Below are 16949 nucleotides of genomic sequence, written 5' to 3' on the forward strand. Positions count from 1 at the left end.
CCCCTGCGCTGGCGCTGCTTCCTGGCACTATCTTGGCACAAGGACACGAAGTCAAAGCCGATACCAATACCGACACCGATACTGACTACACCGTTAAATCTGGTGATACCTTGTCTCAAATTGCTTTGGACAAGAACACGACAGTCAATGACTTGGCAACGACCAACAACATTGCCAACAAGAACTTGATTTTGGTGGGTCAACAATTAAAAGTTAAAACCGCTACCCCTGTTGCTGACAACACCTATACGGTTAAAGCCGGTGACACCTTATCTCAAATTGCGTTAGACCACGATACGACCACTGCGGCATTGGCTGCAGCAAACAACTTGTCCAATGCTGATTTGATCTTGGTGGGTCAAACGTTAAAGCTTACCGCTGCCGCTGCTACTACCACTAGCACGCAAACGACGACGGCGCCTGCACAAACGACCACCACGCAACAATCGACAAGCACTGCGACGACGACATCAACTAGTACCGCTGCCGCAACGACCACTGGTGCTACCACCAACTACGGCACATTCAAGTTGTCATTCTACGATCCTGCTGTGTTAGGCTCCAACATGGGCTACAGCGGTGTTGCTGCCAATTTGTCCGTCTTCCCTAAAGGCACGCATTTGAAGATCACGTTGTCCAATGGCACTGTTTGGTATCGGACCGTTAATGATACCGGTTCGTTTGCTTATTCCAACCCGCATCAATTAGACGTTGCCATGCCTTCCAGCCAAATTCCAAGTGCTGGGATCTTGTATGCAACTGTTGAAGTGTTACATTGATCTTCTTAGCCTCCTGTCATGGGAGGCTTTTTTTATGCGATAAAATTTTTTGCACCAAATGCTTGACAACTTTGTTAGCGCTTGCTAAAATGCGATTACCATGTTAAGGGTATGGCTTCTTGACATGGTATGGGTCAACCTGGCAAAGTTTAAGACTCATGGTTTCAAAGTGACGTGTGGTGGCTGGAACGCACGCACTGCTCCCCGCGGGCTAGTCTATCGGCATGCCAAAGTTCTGCCGACCAATTTCCTATTGCGGCCAAAGTGAGTCACCGCTGGTTTGATTGATTGAAATAATTTTCGTTGCGTCGCTTCCTCAAATGGATGGTCTTCAACTTCACAAAGCTCTGTTGGCCTCAGGTTGTAGATGTGCGCTTCAACGTTAGTTCAATTGATCAGATCATGTGCAACGCGGATCCAAAGTTCTACCTTTACCCACAGTGATCTTGGTGCTGTGGCGCAGCCCCCAAAGTGCCCGTGGTGACGTTAGTTTTACCCTAGTTTTTTGGGACTAGGCCCTACTTAATGATGATATTTTTGAAGAGTCAGGCGATGCCTGGCTATTTTTGCGCCTCAAAATTGAAATGGTTTGAATTTAGGAGTGTTTTTTAGGAGGTTGGCGCATGCGGTGATATGCTAAAAATGGAGGTGAACGCGATGCGACTCTCAGAATATATCAAACTTCCCTATTCCGCTAAAATCTTAGCGCTGTATCTACATGTCTCCAATCCAACGTATAAGAAGCTGGTCACCAAACAAACGGTGCAACGTACTGTTATTAAACAATTGATGCCGAAATTACAACTTGACCGTTCCCTAATCCTTGCGCATTTAGATTCCTTAAAAGCAGCGCAACTGCCCTTTGAGCCACCTGTGCTGGCAATCGATGAATTAAAGGTGACATCACATGCACCGATCGCAAACATTGAGAAGCATGTTAATATGTTCGTCATTGAGGACTCAAAGGGCCCTAACGATGAGCTGATTGTGTGTGCGACTAAGAGCTCAGCCACCATGCGACGCCGTGTGAATCAATCACTGTATTCGGGAAGATGGCCTCAACTAGAAGCGTGTCCGCGCGAACAACTGACAAGCGATCAGTTGGTGGCGTGAAGCAAATATTTCGGGCACAAACTTCCCAAAACTGTCGCTTTGGTTTTCCATCATGTTCAACCTAGGCGTGATTTATCGCGATTGCTGCCTGATTTCGCCATGATTGCTTTGATCATCCAGCAACACGATCAGCAAAAAGGGCTACAGTTTGTCATCGGTAATCATTCAGGAAAAGTTGATAGTCCGCGATTGGCACGGTTGTTGAGAAAGCTTGAGCTACTTTTATATGAGACCTTCGATGTTCACGTGGTGATTCAGTTCGAATCACCAGATCACAGCTTGGAACTTCAAGCAGCTGATATTTTTGCTAAAACGCTGTTAAAGTTACCAGAAGAACAGTGGCCACTGCGCGTTATCGTGCCTGTGAAATACGAGACCTTGGCGATGAATGCGTTATTCAAAACCATCATGCATATGAAAGTCTAAAAACTATTAAGAATTATATAACACGATATTTTATATAGATGTGATACTGCAATGACTGTAACGTTTTGCAATAACATCTGAATGCAACAAAACGATGACAATGTGTCAAAATACGCACTTTTTGTCACCTCTTTGGCTTTGGCTTGTTATCTGTGGCCGGTATACTGGTCCCAGTTGTTAAGCAATCCAGACATTCAAAATAGGAGTGACATATTATCAAAAAAGCACATCTCGTATGGTTATTCTCGACGACCCTTGTCTTGACCGCTGGTGCGGCCTTTGTCTCGAGCAACCGAGTAGACGCAGCCACTGCTCAGTCTGCTTACACCGTCAAAGCTGGTGATACCCTTTCAGCAATCGCCAACGCCAATGACACGACTGTTGCGAAATTAGTTTCCGCCAACAGCATTCAAAATGAACATTTGATCCATGTGGGTCAACAATTAAAATTATCTGAAGCGGCCACGACTTACACCGTTAAATCCGGTGACACATTAGGTGCCATCGCTGAAGATACTAAAGTGACTGTTGCTAACTTAGTGACCTACAACAATATCACCGATGCTAACTTCATTCATGTGGGTCAAGTCTTGAAGTTGACTGGCACGACTGCAACAACTGCTGCAGCAGCCACCACAACCAGCGCGCAAGCAACGACCCCTGCAGCTTCGACCCAAACAGCGGCTACAACAACGCCTGCAACCACGAGTCAAGCAACGACGACTCAGTCAACGACAACGTCAGCAACCACGAACACCACACCTGCAGCATCGACTACCACTGCTGCGACGGCGCAAGCTAACACCACCACGAGTACGACCACTAGCTATGGCTCATTTAAGTTATCCTTCTATGATCCAGCGGTATTAGGTTCAAACCTTGGCTACAGTGGTGTTGCCGCCAACTTGTCGGTGTTCCCTAAAGGCACGAAGCTGAAGATCACCCTTTCTAACGGCACAGTTTGGTACCGGACCGTCAATGATACTGGCTCTTTTGCTCAAAGTAATAGTCACCAATTAGACGTTGCGATGCCTTCCAGCCAAATTCCAAGTGCCGGCATCTTATACGCGCAAGTATCTGTTGTGAAATAAAGCTAAATTTCGATTTGATCCCTCGCTAACCAGCGAGGGATTTTTTTGCCACAATCAAAAAGCCGTCGCGATAATTTCGCGACGGCATAGACCAAATTATGCTTGCCAATGTTCCGGATCTTGACGCCAAGCGTGCAATAAAGCTAATTCTTGGTCGTCGATTTGACCTAAACTTTTGGCTTGTTCGATCAAGGCGGTGTAGTTGGTCAGCGTAGTAAATGGTACCCCTGCCTCAGCGAAGTTCGTGGTGGCAGCAGGTAATTGGTAACTAAAAATTGCAGCCACGCCGATCACATTAACACCTTCACGCTTGGCAGCCGCGGCTGCTTTTAACACTGAGCCACCGGTACTGAGTAAGTCATCGATCAAAACCATTTTTGCACCTTCGACCAAGCGGCCTTCGATTTGACGGCCTTGACCATGATCTTTAGGCTTACTGCGGATGTAAGCCATTGGCAAGTGCAAGCGATCTGCGACTAATGCGGCGTGCGGAATGCCAGCTGTGGCAACACCGCCGATGGCTTCCACATCAGGAAATTGCCGTTTGATGACTTGGGCCAAGCCACTAGCGATGCGATCGCGGACCTCTGGATAAGAAATCGTGATGCGATTATCGGTGTAAATTGGAGATTTAATGCCACTGGCCCAAGTAAAAGGTTGTTTTGGGCGTAAAGTAACCGCGCCGATGGTGAGAAGATCTTGGGCAATTTGATTTTCAATTTCAGTCATGATCAATACTCCATTCTGTTTGAATTGCATGATATGCAGCAATTGGATCTTCTGCTTTGGTGATCGGTCGTCCCACAACAATGCCAGAGCTCCCAAGTTGTTTGGCTTGCGCCGGCGTGACGACGCGTTTTTGATCACCGATTGCAGCCCCTGCTGGTCGAATGCCAGGGGTGATGATCAAAAAGTCTGGACGCACCACTTGCCGAATGTCTTGTGCTTCTTGTGCGCTGGCGACAACACCGTCAGCACCCGCCGATTGCGCCAAAGCAGCTAAGTGCTTTACTGATTTACGCACTGGACCTTGAATTTGCAATTGCTGATGAAGCATGTTTTCGTCAGTTGATGTCAATTGCGTGATAGCCAGCAATCGCGGTGGTAAACACCCAGCATCCTTGGCCCCTGCTAATAATCCGCGTTTGGCGGCGGCTAACATCTCACTGCCGCCAGCAGCATGGGCAGTGGTTAAGGCGACGCCTAAGCGCCCAAGTTGATATGCCGCCATTTCTACAGTATGCGGGATATCATGTAACTTTAAGTCTAAGAAAATATTCAATGGGCGCAGTGCTTGCAAGTCACGAATAATTTGTGGCCCTTCAGCGTAATACAATTCCATTCCCACCTTGACGAACAACGGCTCATTCCTGTCGAAGCCAGCGACAAAGTCCAAGGCGTGCTGTTTGTTAGGAAAATCTAAGGCGATGATAGGTTGCATGGTGTTGACTCCTTTCTCACAAAAACTACCAGACGACGTCGGTCTGGTAGTTTTTCGCTTATAATGCCGTCGTGGTAAATGCCCGTGATTCAAGCACTGAAGCGATGGCATTGGCAGTGTCTAGACTGGTCATCAGCGGCACCCCATGCATGATGGCGGTTTGCCGGATCAAGTAACCATCACTAGTGGTGGCGCGATCGGCACTGGTTGTGTTGACCACCAATTGCAGTTTTTGATCGGCGATCGCATCGAGGATCGCATTTTCACCATTTTCACCGAGTTTCGCAATGGCGGTGACAACGATACCTGCGTCTTCCATGGCTTTAGCAGTGCCGGCAGTGGCAACGATTTGATAGCCCACTTCACGGAAGCGCTTGGCTAAAGCGACTGCTTCGGCTTTATCGTTGTCAGCAACGGTGAATAATGCGGTACCAAAGGCTGGCAAATGCGTATGGCTAGCTTCAAAAGCTTTGTACAACGCTTTTTCAAGTGTCGCGTCAGAGCCCATGACTTCACCGGTAGATTTCATTTCTGGTCCGAGCATCGAATCAACAGCGTTGAGCTTGGAGAAGCTGAACACTGGCGCTTTGACATGCACACCAGGACGCACTGGCAAGATCCCAGTTTCAAACCCTAATTGACTTAAATCTTTGCCTAAAATCGCTTGCGTTGCCACTTGCGCCATTGCCACGCCGGTAACTTTACTCAAGAATGGTACCGTCCGACTAGCACGCGGGTTAACTTCGATGACGTAAACCTGACCATCATGAACAATGAATTGAATGTTCATGATGCCGATACAATGCAAGGCATGTGCCAATTTAATGGTGTAGTCTTCGATTTGGGCTTTGACAGCTTCAGAGAAATCTTGTGGTGGGTAAACCGCCATGGAATCCCCTGAGTGCACCCCAGCGCGTTCGATGTGTTCCATGATGCCAGGAATGACGACGGTTTTACCGTCAGTGATGGCATCCACTTCACATTCAGTGCCGATCAAGTATTGGTCGACTAACACCGGATGATCGTTGGAAACCGACACCGCGCGATCGATATAATTTGCCAGTTCTGCTTCGGAGTGAACAATTTCCATTGCACGGCCACCTAAGACATAACTTGGTCGAACTAAGACAGGATAACCGATTTCGTTACCGATTTTTAAAGCCCCTGCTTTGTCAGTGGCTGTGCCGCCGACTGGTTGTGGGATCTTCAATGCTTTGATGATTTCATCGAACCGATCACGATCTTCAGCAGCATCCAAGTCATCTAAGGAAGTCCCTAAGATTTTGACGCCATGCGCTGCTAGTGGCGCTGCTAAGTTGATCGCCGTTTGTCCGCCAAATTGAACGATGACGCCTTTTGGTTGTTCCAAGTCGATGACGTTTAACACGTCTTCAATGGTCAGCGGTTCAAAGTACAATTTGTCAGAAATTGAGAAGTCGGTAGAAACTGTTTCTGGGTTGGAGTTCATGATGATGGCTTCATACCCAGCTTTTTGAATCGCTTTAACGGAATGCACCGTCACATAGTCAAATTCGACCCCTTGACCGATGCGGATCGGGCCAGATCCTAAGACTAAGATACTTTCGCGATCAGAACGTACCGATTCCGTTTCCGTTTCATAGGTGCTGTAGAAGTATGGCGTCGTGGATTCAAATTCACCAGCGCAGGTGTCGACCATTTTGTAAACTGGCACTAACCCAGTCGCTTTGCGATGATCACGAATCTCGTCAGCAGATTCATGCCAGAACTTCGCAATGGTTTCGTCGGCAAAACCATTTTCCTTGGCGATCTTCAACAAGTCATCGTCATCCACATTAGCTTTGAGTTGGTCTTCCAGTTCGATGATATGCAAGATCTTATCCAAGAAGAACTCGTTGATGCTGGATAATTCTGCAATTTCAGCGATGGTGTAACCGCGACGGAATGCTTCAGCGATGGCAAACAAACGCATGTCGTTTGGGGTGATGATCTTGTCTGACAATTCTTGATCAGTGAAGTCGGCATCTTCTTTGCGCCATAAGTGCACAGCGCCAACTTCCAAACCGCGGACGGCTTTAAGCAACGCTTCTTCAGCGGTGCGGCCGATCGCCATCACTTCACCAGTGGCTTTCATTTGAGTGCCAAGGGTGCGATCGCCATTTTCAAATTTATCAAATGGGAAGCGTGGAATCTTGGCGACAACATAATCGAGCATTGGTTCAAATTCAGCGTAAGTGGCGTCGGTGATCGGGTTTTTGATTTCATCAAGCGTCAAGCCGACAGCAATTTTAGCAGCCATTTTGGCAATTGGATAACCAGTGGCTTTAGAAGCTAAAGCTGATGAACGACTGACCCGTGGGTTAACTTCAATGATGTAGTATTTGAAGCTAGTGGGATCCAAAGCTAACTGCACATTGCAGCCGCCTTCGATTTTCAATGCACGAATGATCTTCAGTGACGCATCCCGCAACATTTGGACTTCTTTATCAGTCAAGGTTTGCACTGGTGCAAACACGACGGAATCGCCGGTGTGCACCCCGACTGGATCGAAGTTTTCCATGTTGCAGACCACCATGGCGTTGTCTGCAGCGTCGCGCATCACTTCAAATTCAATTTCTTTGTAGCCGGCAATGGAGCGTTCGATCAAACATTGGGTCACTGGTGACAAGTTCAAGCCGTTTTCGACGATGGTGGCTAATTGATCAGCGTTTTTGGCGATCCCACCACCGGTGCCGCCCATGGTAAAGGCAGGCCGGACGATCACTGGAAAGCCGATTTCATCGGCGAAAGCTTTGGCTTCGTCATAGTTGTGCGCGATCGTAGATTCAGGGATCGGTTCATGGAGCTTTTGCATCAAGTTCTTGAATAATTCCCGATCTTCTGCTTGATCGATCGCTGAAAGCTTGGTGCCCAGTAATTCGATGTGAAGTTCTTCCAAAATGCCAGAGTTAGCGAGTTCCATGGCTAAGTTCAAGCCGATTTGTCCGCCGATGGTCGGTAAAATGGCATCTGGGAGTTCTTTGCGTAAGATCTGGCTGACGAATTCTTTGGTCAAGGGTTCAATATACACTTGATCGGCGATTTCTTTGTCTGTCATGATCGTTGCTGGGTTGGAATTGACTAAAACAACTTCGTAGCCTTCTTCTTTTAACGCCAAGCAAGCTTGGGTGCCAGAGTAATCAAATTCTGCTGCTTGGCCAATGATGATCGGGCCAGAGCCAATGACTAAGATTTTATGAATATCTTCGCGTTTAGGCATGAGTCAGTTCCTTTCCTTCACGGTTGTTGAACGCATCCATCATTTCCATGAACTCATCAAATAGGTGATCAGCGTCATGAGGACCAGGGGCTGCATCTGGGTGAAATTGCACAGAAAATGCGGGATACAAGCGGTGACGTAACCCTTCGACAGTGTGATCATTAATTTCTTCATGGGTGACAAGTAATTGGTCTGGATCGATTGAATCAGGATCAACTGCGTAACCATGGTTTTGACTGGTAAAGTCGATGCGTCCAGTGGCAATTTCGCGTACTGGGTGATTAAAGCCTCGGTGGCCGAACTTCATTTTGAAGGTGTCGGCGCCGTTAGCTAAAGCGAATAATTGGTGACCTAAGCAGATCCCAAATAATGGAATTTTACCTTCGATACCGCGGATCATGTCTAATGCCGCGGGCACATCTTTTGGATCACCAGGGCCGTTGGTAAGCATCACGCCGTCAGGATTGAGATCCAGAATTTCAGCAGCGGTGATGGTTGGTGGCAAAATCGTCAAGTTGCAGTTGCGCTTGGCTAACTCCCGTAAAATCGAGTGCTTCAAACCAAAGTCGACGACGGCAACATTGCGACCAGTGCCAGGGGCTGGATAAGCTTGAGTGGTTGCGACTTGTTGCACTTGGTTTTTCGGTAACACTAAGGCTTTAAGTTGATCAAAGGCATGGGCGTCAGCAGCGTCAACGATACTTGCTTTCATCGTACCAACTGACCGCAACCGCTTGGTCAACGCGCGGGTGTCGATCCCAGAGATCCCAGGGATGTGCTTGCGCTTCAAAAATTCGTCTAAACTCATTTGGGCGCGCCAGTTACCGGTGACGCGCGCTAAGTTTTTAACCACGACCCCTTTGGCTGTGGGGTTGATACTTTCATAGTCGTCGCGGTTGATGCCGGCGTTGCCGATCAATGGATAAGTGAAGGTGATGATTTGACCGTTGTAACTTTGGTCGGTGATGGTTTCTTGATAACCGCTCATCCCAGTGTTGAATACAATTTCGCCAGTGGTGACAGATTCAGCGCCAAAGCCTTCACCTGCAAATACACTGCCGTCTTCAAGGATCAAATAACGTTTCAAAATGACTGCTCCTCCCTTTTTGCGATGATGCGTTAGGCTTTGTAGGCGATCCGGCCGCCGGCGATAGTGTAAAGCGTGCGACCGTATACTTGTTCGCCGATAAATGGACTGTTGTGCCCTTTAGAGAACCAATCTTTAGGATCGATGGTGTAAGGGTCGCAGAGATCCATCACCGTCAAATCTGCAGGTTCACCGACTAACACATGACCGGCGTTCAACCCGAATTTCTCAGCCGGGTTAGTGCTCATCCAGTTAACCAGCTGTTCCAAGGTGAAGATGTTGGTCATCACAAAGTGGGTATACAACAAGGCAAACGCGGTTTCGCTGCCGACGATCCCAAATGATGCCTTCAACATGGAACCAGTTTTTTCAGCGGCAGTGTGTGGCGCGTGATCAGTCGCGATCATGTCTAGCGTCCCGTCTAATAAACCGGCGATCAATGCTTGACGATCTTTTTCGCTCCGCAATGGTGGGTTCATTTTATACATGGCGTCATCTGCTGGAATGTCCTGGTCCGCTAACAACAAGTGATGCGGACTGACTTCGGCAGTGACGTTCACGCCGCGGGCTTTGGCAAAGCGGATCAAATCAACAGAGGTCGCAGTTGACACATGGCAAGCGTGATAATGTACGCCGCTAGCTTCTGCTAGGACTAGGTCGCGCGCCAGTTGTGCAGTTTCCGTTAAATTGCTCATTCCTGGCAAGCCCAGTTCGTCTGCCTTAGGCCCAGCGTTCATCACACCATCGCCTTTAAAACCTTCATCTTCAATGTGAGCAACGATCGGCGCATTGACTTTTGCCGCGCCTTGCATCGCTTGATACATGGTGGCAGCATCTTGAACGCCGACCCCATCGTTGGAGAACCCGAGGGCACCTGCAGCACGTAAGCCGGCATAGTCGGTATGCTTTTGGGAATGCAGGCCTGCGGTGATCGCCGCAAATTGATAGACGTGGATCTTGGCATCAGTGTGATTTTTAGCGATCAGGTTTTCTAAGTCAGTCACATTATCAGGTACTGGGTTTAAGTTCGGCATGGCGACCACAGTGGTGTAACCACCATGAGCGGCGGCTTGGGCCCCGGTTTTAATGGTTTCTTTGGCTTCGTAGCCTGGTTCGCGGAAATGCACATGGACATCGACCAATCCTGGCATCAAAGTCGCGCCTTTTAAATCGATGACTGTGGTTTTAGCAGGGGCTTGTAAATCGTGACCTAAAGCACTGATCACCCCATCGGTGGTTAACAAGTCGCCGTCGAATGGTTCCGGGCCGACAACATGAGCGTTTTTAATGAGTAAATGCATGAACGCGACTCCCTTCAGTGGCTTGTGGCATCATCACTTGTTCCAACATGGCCATCCGCATGAAGACGCCGTTGTGCATTTGTTGGAAGATCCGCGATTGTGGGCATAAGACTAAGTCATCAGCGAGTTCAATGCCGCGATTGACTGGCGCTGGATGCATGATGATCGCAGATTTTTTTAATTTCGGATATAACTTGTCGGACAACCCGAAGCGTTCATGGTAAGTCGCTTCGGAAAATTCTGACTTCTCGGCTTCGCTTAAACGTTCGAATTGCACTCGCAAAAGCATCAGGACATCGACTTTAGGCACGATGTCAGCCATCGGTTCGTATGGCCCATATTTCTCAAATTCTTTGGTGTACCAAGCTTTGGGACCGGAGAATGTCAGCTCGGCGCCAAGTTCGTGCAACATTTGCATATCGGACTTGGCGACGCGTGAGTGGCTTAAGTCACCGACAATTCCGATTTTCAAGCCTTTGAAGTGACCAAATTCTTCATGGATCGTCATCAGATCAAGCATCATTTGACTGGGATGTTGCCCGGCGCCGTCGCCTGCGTTGACGATGTGCAATGGGAGATGTTCTGCGAGTAGCGATTGATAGTAAGCTTTGACAGGGTGACGAATGACGGCGACTTGGACGCCGATGGCAGCTAGCGTCCGTAAGGTGTCCGCCAACGTTTCGCCTTTGGTGACGGAACTTTGTCTTGGATCAAAAGGCAGTACCGTTATGCCGAGTTTACGTTCGGCCATTTCAAAGCTGGTGTGTGTGCGCGTGCTTGGTTCAAAAAACAGATTCGCTGCATACATCGGTAATGGCAAGTTGGGTGTTGCCCCGCCCTTGAACGCCTCGGCCCGGCGGATCAATTGATCTGCGAGTTGCGGGGTGACTTGGTTTGCTGAAACGAAATCTGTAATGGACATGCTATGCCTCCTCGTTGGCAGCGTGCTGTGGCAAAATGAAGTTGAGCAAAATGCCGATGACTGTGGCTAACGCTAAACCGGAAAATTGGAAAGTCCCGATTTTCAAAACGGCGTTGCCGATCCCGATGACTAAAATCGTCGAGCCGATCATCAAGTTACGCTTTTTGTTGAAGTCGACGTGTTTGTCGATCAAGACTTTCAACCCGTTTGAAGCAATGACCCCAAACAATAGGAAGGAGATCCCACCGATAACTGGACTTGGGATGGTGCGGATCAAGGCTGAAAGCTTACCGATAAAGGCGAACAAGATCGCAAACCCGGCAGCGCCGCCGATGACCCATACAGAGTGGACTTTGGTCATCGCCATGACGCCGATGTTTTCACCGTAAGAAGTCACTGGCGGGCCGCCGACAAAACCTGCGATGATCGAGGCGGTACCATCACCTGCTAAGGTGTGATTCAAGCCTGGGTCTTTGAAGAAGTCACGATGCGTCATTTCATTTAAAACCATGATATGACCCATGTGTTCGGTCATAGTGACGAAGGCAATGGGTGCCATTGAGAGAATGGCGTCTAAATATAATTTCGGGGTGTAAGTGATCCCTGGAATTTGGAATTTTGGTAACGATAACCAAGCGGCTTGTTGCACTGGGGTGAAATCAACGATTCCGACGATCACGGCGAGAATGTAGCCGGTGATCAACCCCAGCAAAATCGGCAGTAAGGAAATGAATTTCTTGAGGTACATGTTGTAAGCAATCGTTGCCGCTAAGGTGACGATCGCAACGGCAAAGTATTTGATGTCGTAGACGCTAGTGCCATTTGCTAAGGTGCGCATCGTTGCATCGGTGGCGGCGGTGCCGGCTAACGACAAACCGATGACCATGACGATCGGGCCGACCACAATTGGTGGTAAGGCTTTGTCGATCCAAGCAGAGCCGGCAAAGTTGACGATCGTGGCGACGATCAAGTACACGACCCCAACGGCGATGGTGCCTTGGGCGATGGCCGGATAGCCGGCGCCTTTCATCAAGGCTTGCATGACAGTGATGAAGGAGAAGCTGGAACCCATATATGCAGGAATTTTGCCGCGGGTGATCAAAATGTAAAGCAAGGTGCCGACACCGCTTGAAAACAACGCGATCGATGGATCCAAGCCGACTAAGATCGGAACTAAAACGGTGGAGCCGAACATGGCGAACAAATGTTGAATCGAAAGCCCTAGCCAGTGACCAAAGGCTGGGCGGTCATGAATATCTAAAACCGCGTCATCGTTATGGTAAGCCATCAATTACGCCTCCAGCTTGGAAATGGAAATGCCATCTTCGCCATCGAGCTCAGAAACTTCAACGTTGATTTCTTCAGACAAGGCAGTTGGAATGTTCTTCCCGACAAAATCTGGGCGAATTGGCAATTCGCGATGACCGCGATCGACTAAGACGGCCAAGCTGATCTTGTTCGGACGACCTTGATCCATCAAGGCATCAAGTGCGGCGCGGATGGTACGGCCAGTGAAGATCACGTCATCAACTAAAATCACATGTTTGTTGGTGATGGATACTGGCAAGTCAGATCCTTCAACGTCAGGGGTCAAGGAATGATCAAGTTTGTGGACATCGTCACGATACATGCGGATGTCGAGTTCCCCGACTGGCACGTCGATATTTTCCAATTGGTTCAAGCGCTTGGCGATGCGATCTGCCAAGTAAATGCCGCGAGTTTTGATCCCCACGATCACCAATTCATTCAGATCCTTGTTTTGTTCGATGATCTCATAAGTGATCCGTGTTAATGCCCGTTGCATGGTGACCCCATCGACTACTTGCTTTGCCATAATTCTCTCTCCTTTTGGTATAAAAAAAGTCGCCTTCTATCCAGTTTGGTTAGAAGGCGACCGTCAGTCGTAATTGATCTGCCGCAGCAGACGTGATACCTTCTAAGCCTCTCTGGACTTAGTTAAAGGTGCTTGTTAAGTTGTGAATAGCTTATCGAATCACGCGAGTTTTGTCAATGCCTGCACGCAAATCCGTTAAAGTTTTTTGAAAAATTGTTGGCGGGTCGGCGTGAAATTCCAAATATTTGCCAGTGGTGGGATGCACAAAGCCTAAGGTTTGGGCATGGAGAAACTGGCCATGGTTCGGTAATGTGCGCTTGGGACCATATAACGGATCCCCTGCCACTGGGTGATGAATATACGCCATATGCACCCGAATTTGATGGGTGCGCCCAGTTTCCAGTTGGCATTGCACCAACGTATAATCACCAAAGCGCTCCAACACTTTAAAATGCGTCACCGCATGGCGGCCATCGGCGACAACTGCATGTTTCTTGCGATCTTTAAAGTCTCGCCCTAACGGTGCGTCGATGGTACCAGAATCTTCTTTGATGTTGCCGTGAACGATCGCCAAGTAAACGCGAGTGTTGGACTTGGCTTTCAATTGCGCAGATAATGACGCTTGTGCGACAGCAGTTTTAGCAATCATCAGCAAACCACTGGTGTCTTTATCGATGCGATGGACGATCCCAGGGCGCAACACATCGTTGATCCCAGAAAGCTTGGTATGACCTAAAATGGCATTGACCAAAGTGCCATCAGGATGACCAGGTGCTGGATGCACCACCATACCTTGAGGTTTGTTCACGACGATCACTTGGTCATCTTCATAAACAATGTCCAATGGAATATCTTGCGGGACAGCTTCAAGCGGAACCGGTTCAGGGCGGATGATGGTGATCACATCGCCTGATTTCACCTTATATTTGGCTGCGACTGGTGCCCCATTGACTTGGGCGTGCCCACTCGTGAGCCACTTTTGCGCTTGCGAACGGGTGACATCAGTAAAATTATCAGCAATGACTTTGTCAATGCGGCCAGTTTGGTCGGTAATGGTTAACTGATTCATTAGCGCACCGGCTTTTTGCCATCAAAAAACAGCAAATGGATCAACACCAAGATCACGCCGACAGTCAAGCAAGCATCCGCAAAGTTAAAAATCGCAAAATTCATAAAGTCCACTTGGAACATATCGGTGACAAAGCCTTGTCGCAAACGGTCGATAAAGTTACCAATCGCGCCTGCCAAGACAAACACCAAGCCTAAGCGATAGGTCCGAAAGCCTTTGGAGTCTTTCCATAACCAAATGACAACTGCAATGGCAGCGACGGTGATCAAATAGAAAAACCACTGCTTGCCTTCCAACATTGAAAATGCTGCCCCAGTGTTTTTAATGTGGGTCAAACTCAACACTCCAGGGACAAAGCCGATGGTTTCGCCGATCGCTAAGTGGGCCACGACCCATGCTTTGATCAATTGGTCTGCGGCAATCAAGCCCACAGCCAATAACAAGTAAATCACCAAAAAACGATTCCTCCAAAAGATAAAAGTTTAAAACAATCCTGAGATCACGCCATCATCAGACACATCCATATTCATCGCAGCTGGACGTTTTGGTAAACCAGGCATGGTTAATACCGATCCTGTCAATACGACTAAGAAGCCGGCGCCAAGTTTTGGTTGAATGTCACGGACATGCATAGTGAAGCCAGTGGGTGCCCCTAGCGCTTTGGGATCATCAGATAATGAATATTGGGTTTTCGCCATACAAATTGGAAGCTTATCCCAACCGTTTTGGGCAATGGTCTTCAACGCCAACTCTGCTTTATGATCATACACAACATCAGCCCCACCGTAAATCTTTTGGACAATGGTCAAGATCTTGTCTTTGACTGGGGTGTTGACGTCATACAATGGTTTGAAGTCGCCTGGTTGATCAAGGGCTGCAACTAAAGCGTCTGCTAACGGCAATGCGCCTTTCCCACCTTGACCCCAAACATCAGAAGCAAAAGCTTGAACGCCAAGGTCAGCGCAAGCTTTGATCAATGCATCCAGTTCTGCTGGAGTATCAGACACAAATTGGTTGATCGCTACTAACACTGGACGACCATAACGTTGCATGTTTTCGATATGCTTTTTAAGGTTCTTGAAGCCGTTTTGTAAGGCGTCAAGATTTTCAGTGGTTAATTCTTTAAGGGGTTGACCACCGTTATACTTCAAGGCACGCACTGTAGCGACGATCACCACGGCGTCTGGGGTTTTGCCAAGGACTGGGGTTTTGATGTCCATGAACTTCTCGGCACCAAGATCCGCACCAAAGCCCGCTTCAGTCAAGGCGATGTCCCCTAATGCTAAAGCAGTTTGGGTGGCCAAGACAGAGTTACAACCATGTGCAATGTTAGCAAAAGGCCCACCATGGATGAGCGTTGGTGTGTGTGCTAAGGTTTGCACCAAGTTCGGCTTTAAGGCATCTTTTAACAACATCGCAATGGCACCGGTCACTTCAAGATCTGCCACGGTGACAGGTTTGCGGTCATAAGTGAAGCCGATGACGATATTTGAAATGCGTTGCTTGAGTTCGTGCATATTTTTAGATAAGCACAATACCGCCATTAATTCAGAGGCGACAGTAATATCAAACGAATTCTCCCGTGGCACCCCACTCGTAGCACCACCGACACCGATCACTGTGTGCCGCAAAGCGCGATCGTTGATGTCTAACACGCGATTCCAAGTAATGCGTCGCGGATCGATGTTTAACGCATTGCCTTGTTGCAAATGGTTATCGATCAAAGCGGCTAAGGTGTCAACCGCAGTGGTCAAGGCATGCATGTCACCGGTGAAGTGTAAGTTGATATCTTCCATTGGTACCACTTGAGAGTACCCGCCACCAGTGGCACCGCCTTTCATCCCCATCACCGGACCGAGGGATGGTTCACGTAAAGCAATCACCGCATTTTGGTGACGTAAGTTTAACGCGTCGCCTAAACCGATAGTGACGGTGGACTTCCCTTCACCTGCAGGTGTTGGGTTGATCGACGTGACTAAGACTAACTTACCGGGCTCAACGTTTTCGAGGCGTTTAAGCGTCGGGTAGCTTAACTTTGCTTTGGCTTTGCCATATAATTCCAGATCATCTGCGGTTAAACCGACAGTTTCGGCCACTTGGGTGATCGGCAACATTTCAGTTTTTTCATTTGCTTGGGCAATTTCAATATCAGACATTAGTTTCCCCTTTTTGTGTGACGTGGATGCCAACAGTTGATAGTGTCGAAAGCATCGGTTTGAGCTTGCCGATGCGAACTAGTTTTATTTTACCATACGAACGGGTGTCGATGATAAAACTATATTTGTTCGCATCTACGCCAATAATTGTATTAATTGGGAGTTTAATATTATTTCCGGGAAAAATTCGCCGAATGATCACTTGCTGATGATCGATCACCAACTGCAAGCGCCACACTTGAACAGCAGCAATCACGAACATGATGACGATCAAGGCGATCGGTGGCCAATATAAATAATCATAAGCGCCGATCTCCATTTGAAAAATCACGCCAACGCCGATCCCCGTTAAGATCAAACCCCAAAAAATCGCGCAGTCAACGCCGGTGGGTTGATAACGATATGTATGCACGCGGTTGCCTCCTTTGAATCCATAGGTTTAATGATACCACGCCGGCGAGTACTTGGGGATGTTGTGCTACAATACAGAAG

At 48.3% G+C, this 16949-nt stretch carries 16 protein-coding genes; 4 read left to right on the forward strand and 12 right to left on the reverse strand.

The genetic code is table 11. The features are described 5' to 3' along the window. Positions 1-32 precede the first annotated feature (32 nt). From EKM92_RS03455 to EKM92_RS13855, 4 genes are all read left to right on the forward strand, one after another. Entirely contained in the window at positions 33-779 is a 747-nt protein-coding gene (locus EKM92_RS03455; RefSeq protein ID WP_420812557.1) for a LysM peptidoglycan-binding domain-containing protein, read from the forward strand. A 657-nt stretch (positions 780-1436) separates the two neighbouring features. Beyond that, positions 1437-1892, forward strand: a complete 456-nt coding sequence (locus EKM92_RS03460) for a hypothetical protein (protein ID WP_125707904.1) — start codon at positions 1437-1439, stop codon at positions 1890-1892. A gap of 99 nt (positions 1893-1991) precedes the next feature. Further along, the gene (locus EKM92_RS03465; protein ID WP_125707906.1) at positions 1992-2318 is read left to right on the forward strand and encodes a hypothetical protein; all 327 of its coding nucleotides are present in this window, start codon (positions 1992-1994) and stop codon (positions 2316-2318) included. Positions 2319-2578: 260 nt separating this feature from the next. Then, a complete protein-coding gene (locus EKM92_RS13855) occupies positions 2579-3409 on the forward strand; it encodes a LysM peptidoglycan-binding domain-containing protein (RefSeq protein WP_125707908.1) in 831 nt (276 codons plus the stop codon). 96 nt (positions 3410-3505) lie between these two features. Here EKM92_RS13855 and pyrE read toward each other — a convergent pair whose 3' ends face one another. The 12 genes from pyrE to EKM92_RS03530 form a co-directional block, all read right to left on the reverse strand. After that, complete coding sequence (pyrE, locus tag EKM92_RS03475) at positions 3506-4138, reverse strand: orotate phosphoribosyltransferase (RefSeq protein WP_125707910.1); 633 nt, start codon at positions 4136-4138, stop codon at positions 3506-3508. Further along, complete coding sequence (gene pyrF, locus EKM92_RS03480; protein ID WP_125707912.1) at positions 4131-4850, reverse strand: orotidine-5'-phosphate decarboxylase; 720 nt, start codon at positions 4848-4850, stop codon at positions 4131-4133. Before pyrF ends, pyrE begins: the two co-directional genes overlap by 8 nt. A 58-nt stretch (positions 4851-4908) precedes the next feature. After that, entirely contained in the window at positions 4909-8088 is a 3180-nt protein-coding gene (gene carB / locus EKM92_RS03485; RefSeq protein ID WP_125707914.1) for a carbamoyl-phosphate synthase large subunit, read from the reverse strand. Continuing rightward, entirely contained in the window at positions 8081-9175 is a 1095-nt protein-coding gene (locus tag EKM92_RS03490; protein WP_125707916.1) for a carbamoyl phosphate synthase small subunit, read from the reverse strand. The genes carB and EKM92_RS03490 overlap by 8 nt, the downstream gene beginning before the upstream one ends. A gap of 32 nt (positions 9176-9207) precedes the next feature. Beyond that, positions 9208-10476: a dihydroorotase gene (locus EKM92_RS03495; RefSeq protein ID WP_125707918.1), complete on the reverse strand. Its 1269-nt coding sequence runs from the start codon at positions 10474-10476 to the stop codon at positions 9208-9210. Then, a complete protein-coding gene (locus EKM92_RS03500; RefSeq protein ID WP_125707920.1) occupies positions 10460-11398 on the reverse strand; it encodes an aspartate carbamoyltransferase catalytic subunit in 939 nt (312 codons plus the stop codon). The genes EKM92_RS03495 and EKM92_RS03500 overlap by 17 nt, the downstream gene beginning before the upstream one ends. Before the next feature lies 1 nt (position 11399). Continuing rightward, on the reverse strand, positions 11400-12686 hold the full coding sequence (locus tag EKM92_RS03505) for a solute carrier family 23 protein (protein WP_125707922.1): 1287 nt from the start codon (positions 12684-12686) through the stop codon (positions 11400-11402). Between the two features lie 3 nt (positions 12687-12689). Beyond that, a complete protein-coding gene (gene pyrR / locus EKM92_RS03510) occupies positions 12690-13232 on the reverse strand; it encodes a bifunctional pyr operon transcriptional regulator/uracil phosphoribosyltransferase PyrR (protein ID WP_054716312.1) in 543 nt (180 codons plus the stop codon). Positions 13233-13383: 151 nt separating this feature from the next. Then, positions 13384-14301: an RluA family pseudouridine synthase gene (locus tag EKM92_RS03515; protein WP_125707924.1), complete on the reverse strand. Its 918-nt coding sequence runs from the start codon at positions 14299-14301 to the stop codon at positions 13384-13386. Next, entirely contained in the window at positions 14301-14756 is a 456-nt protein-coding gene (lspA, locus tag EKM92_RS03520; protein WP_125707926.1) for a signal peptidase II, read from the reverse strand. Before lspA ends, EKM92_RS03515 begins: the two co-directional genes overlap by 1 nt. Before the next feature lie 27 nt (positions 14757-14783). After that, positions 14784-16457, reverse strand: coding sequence for a formate--tetrahydrofolate ligase (locus tag EKM92_RS03525; protein ID WP_125707928.1), 1674 nt, complete (start codon positions 16455-16457; stop codon positions 14784-14786). Next, entirely contained in the window at positions 16450-16869 is a 420-nt protein-coding gene (locus EKM92_RS03530) for an EbsA family protein (protein WP_125707930.1), read from the reverse strand. The genes EKM92_RS03525 and EKM92_RS03530 overlap by 8 nt, the downstream gene beginning before the upstream one ends. Positions 16870-16949 lie beyond the last annotated feature (80 nt).

It is taken from the genome of Lacticaseibacillus porcinae, from assembly GCF_003946305.1.
In the GTDB taxonomy this organism is placed as follows: Bacteria; Bacillota; Bacilli; order Lactobacillales; family Lactobacillaceae; genus Lacticaseibacillus; species Lacticaseibacillus porcinae.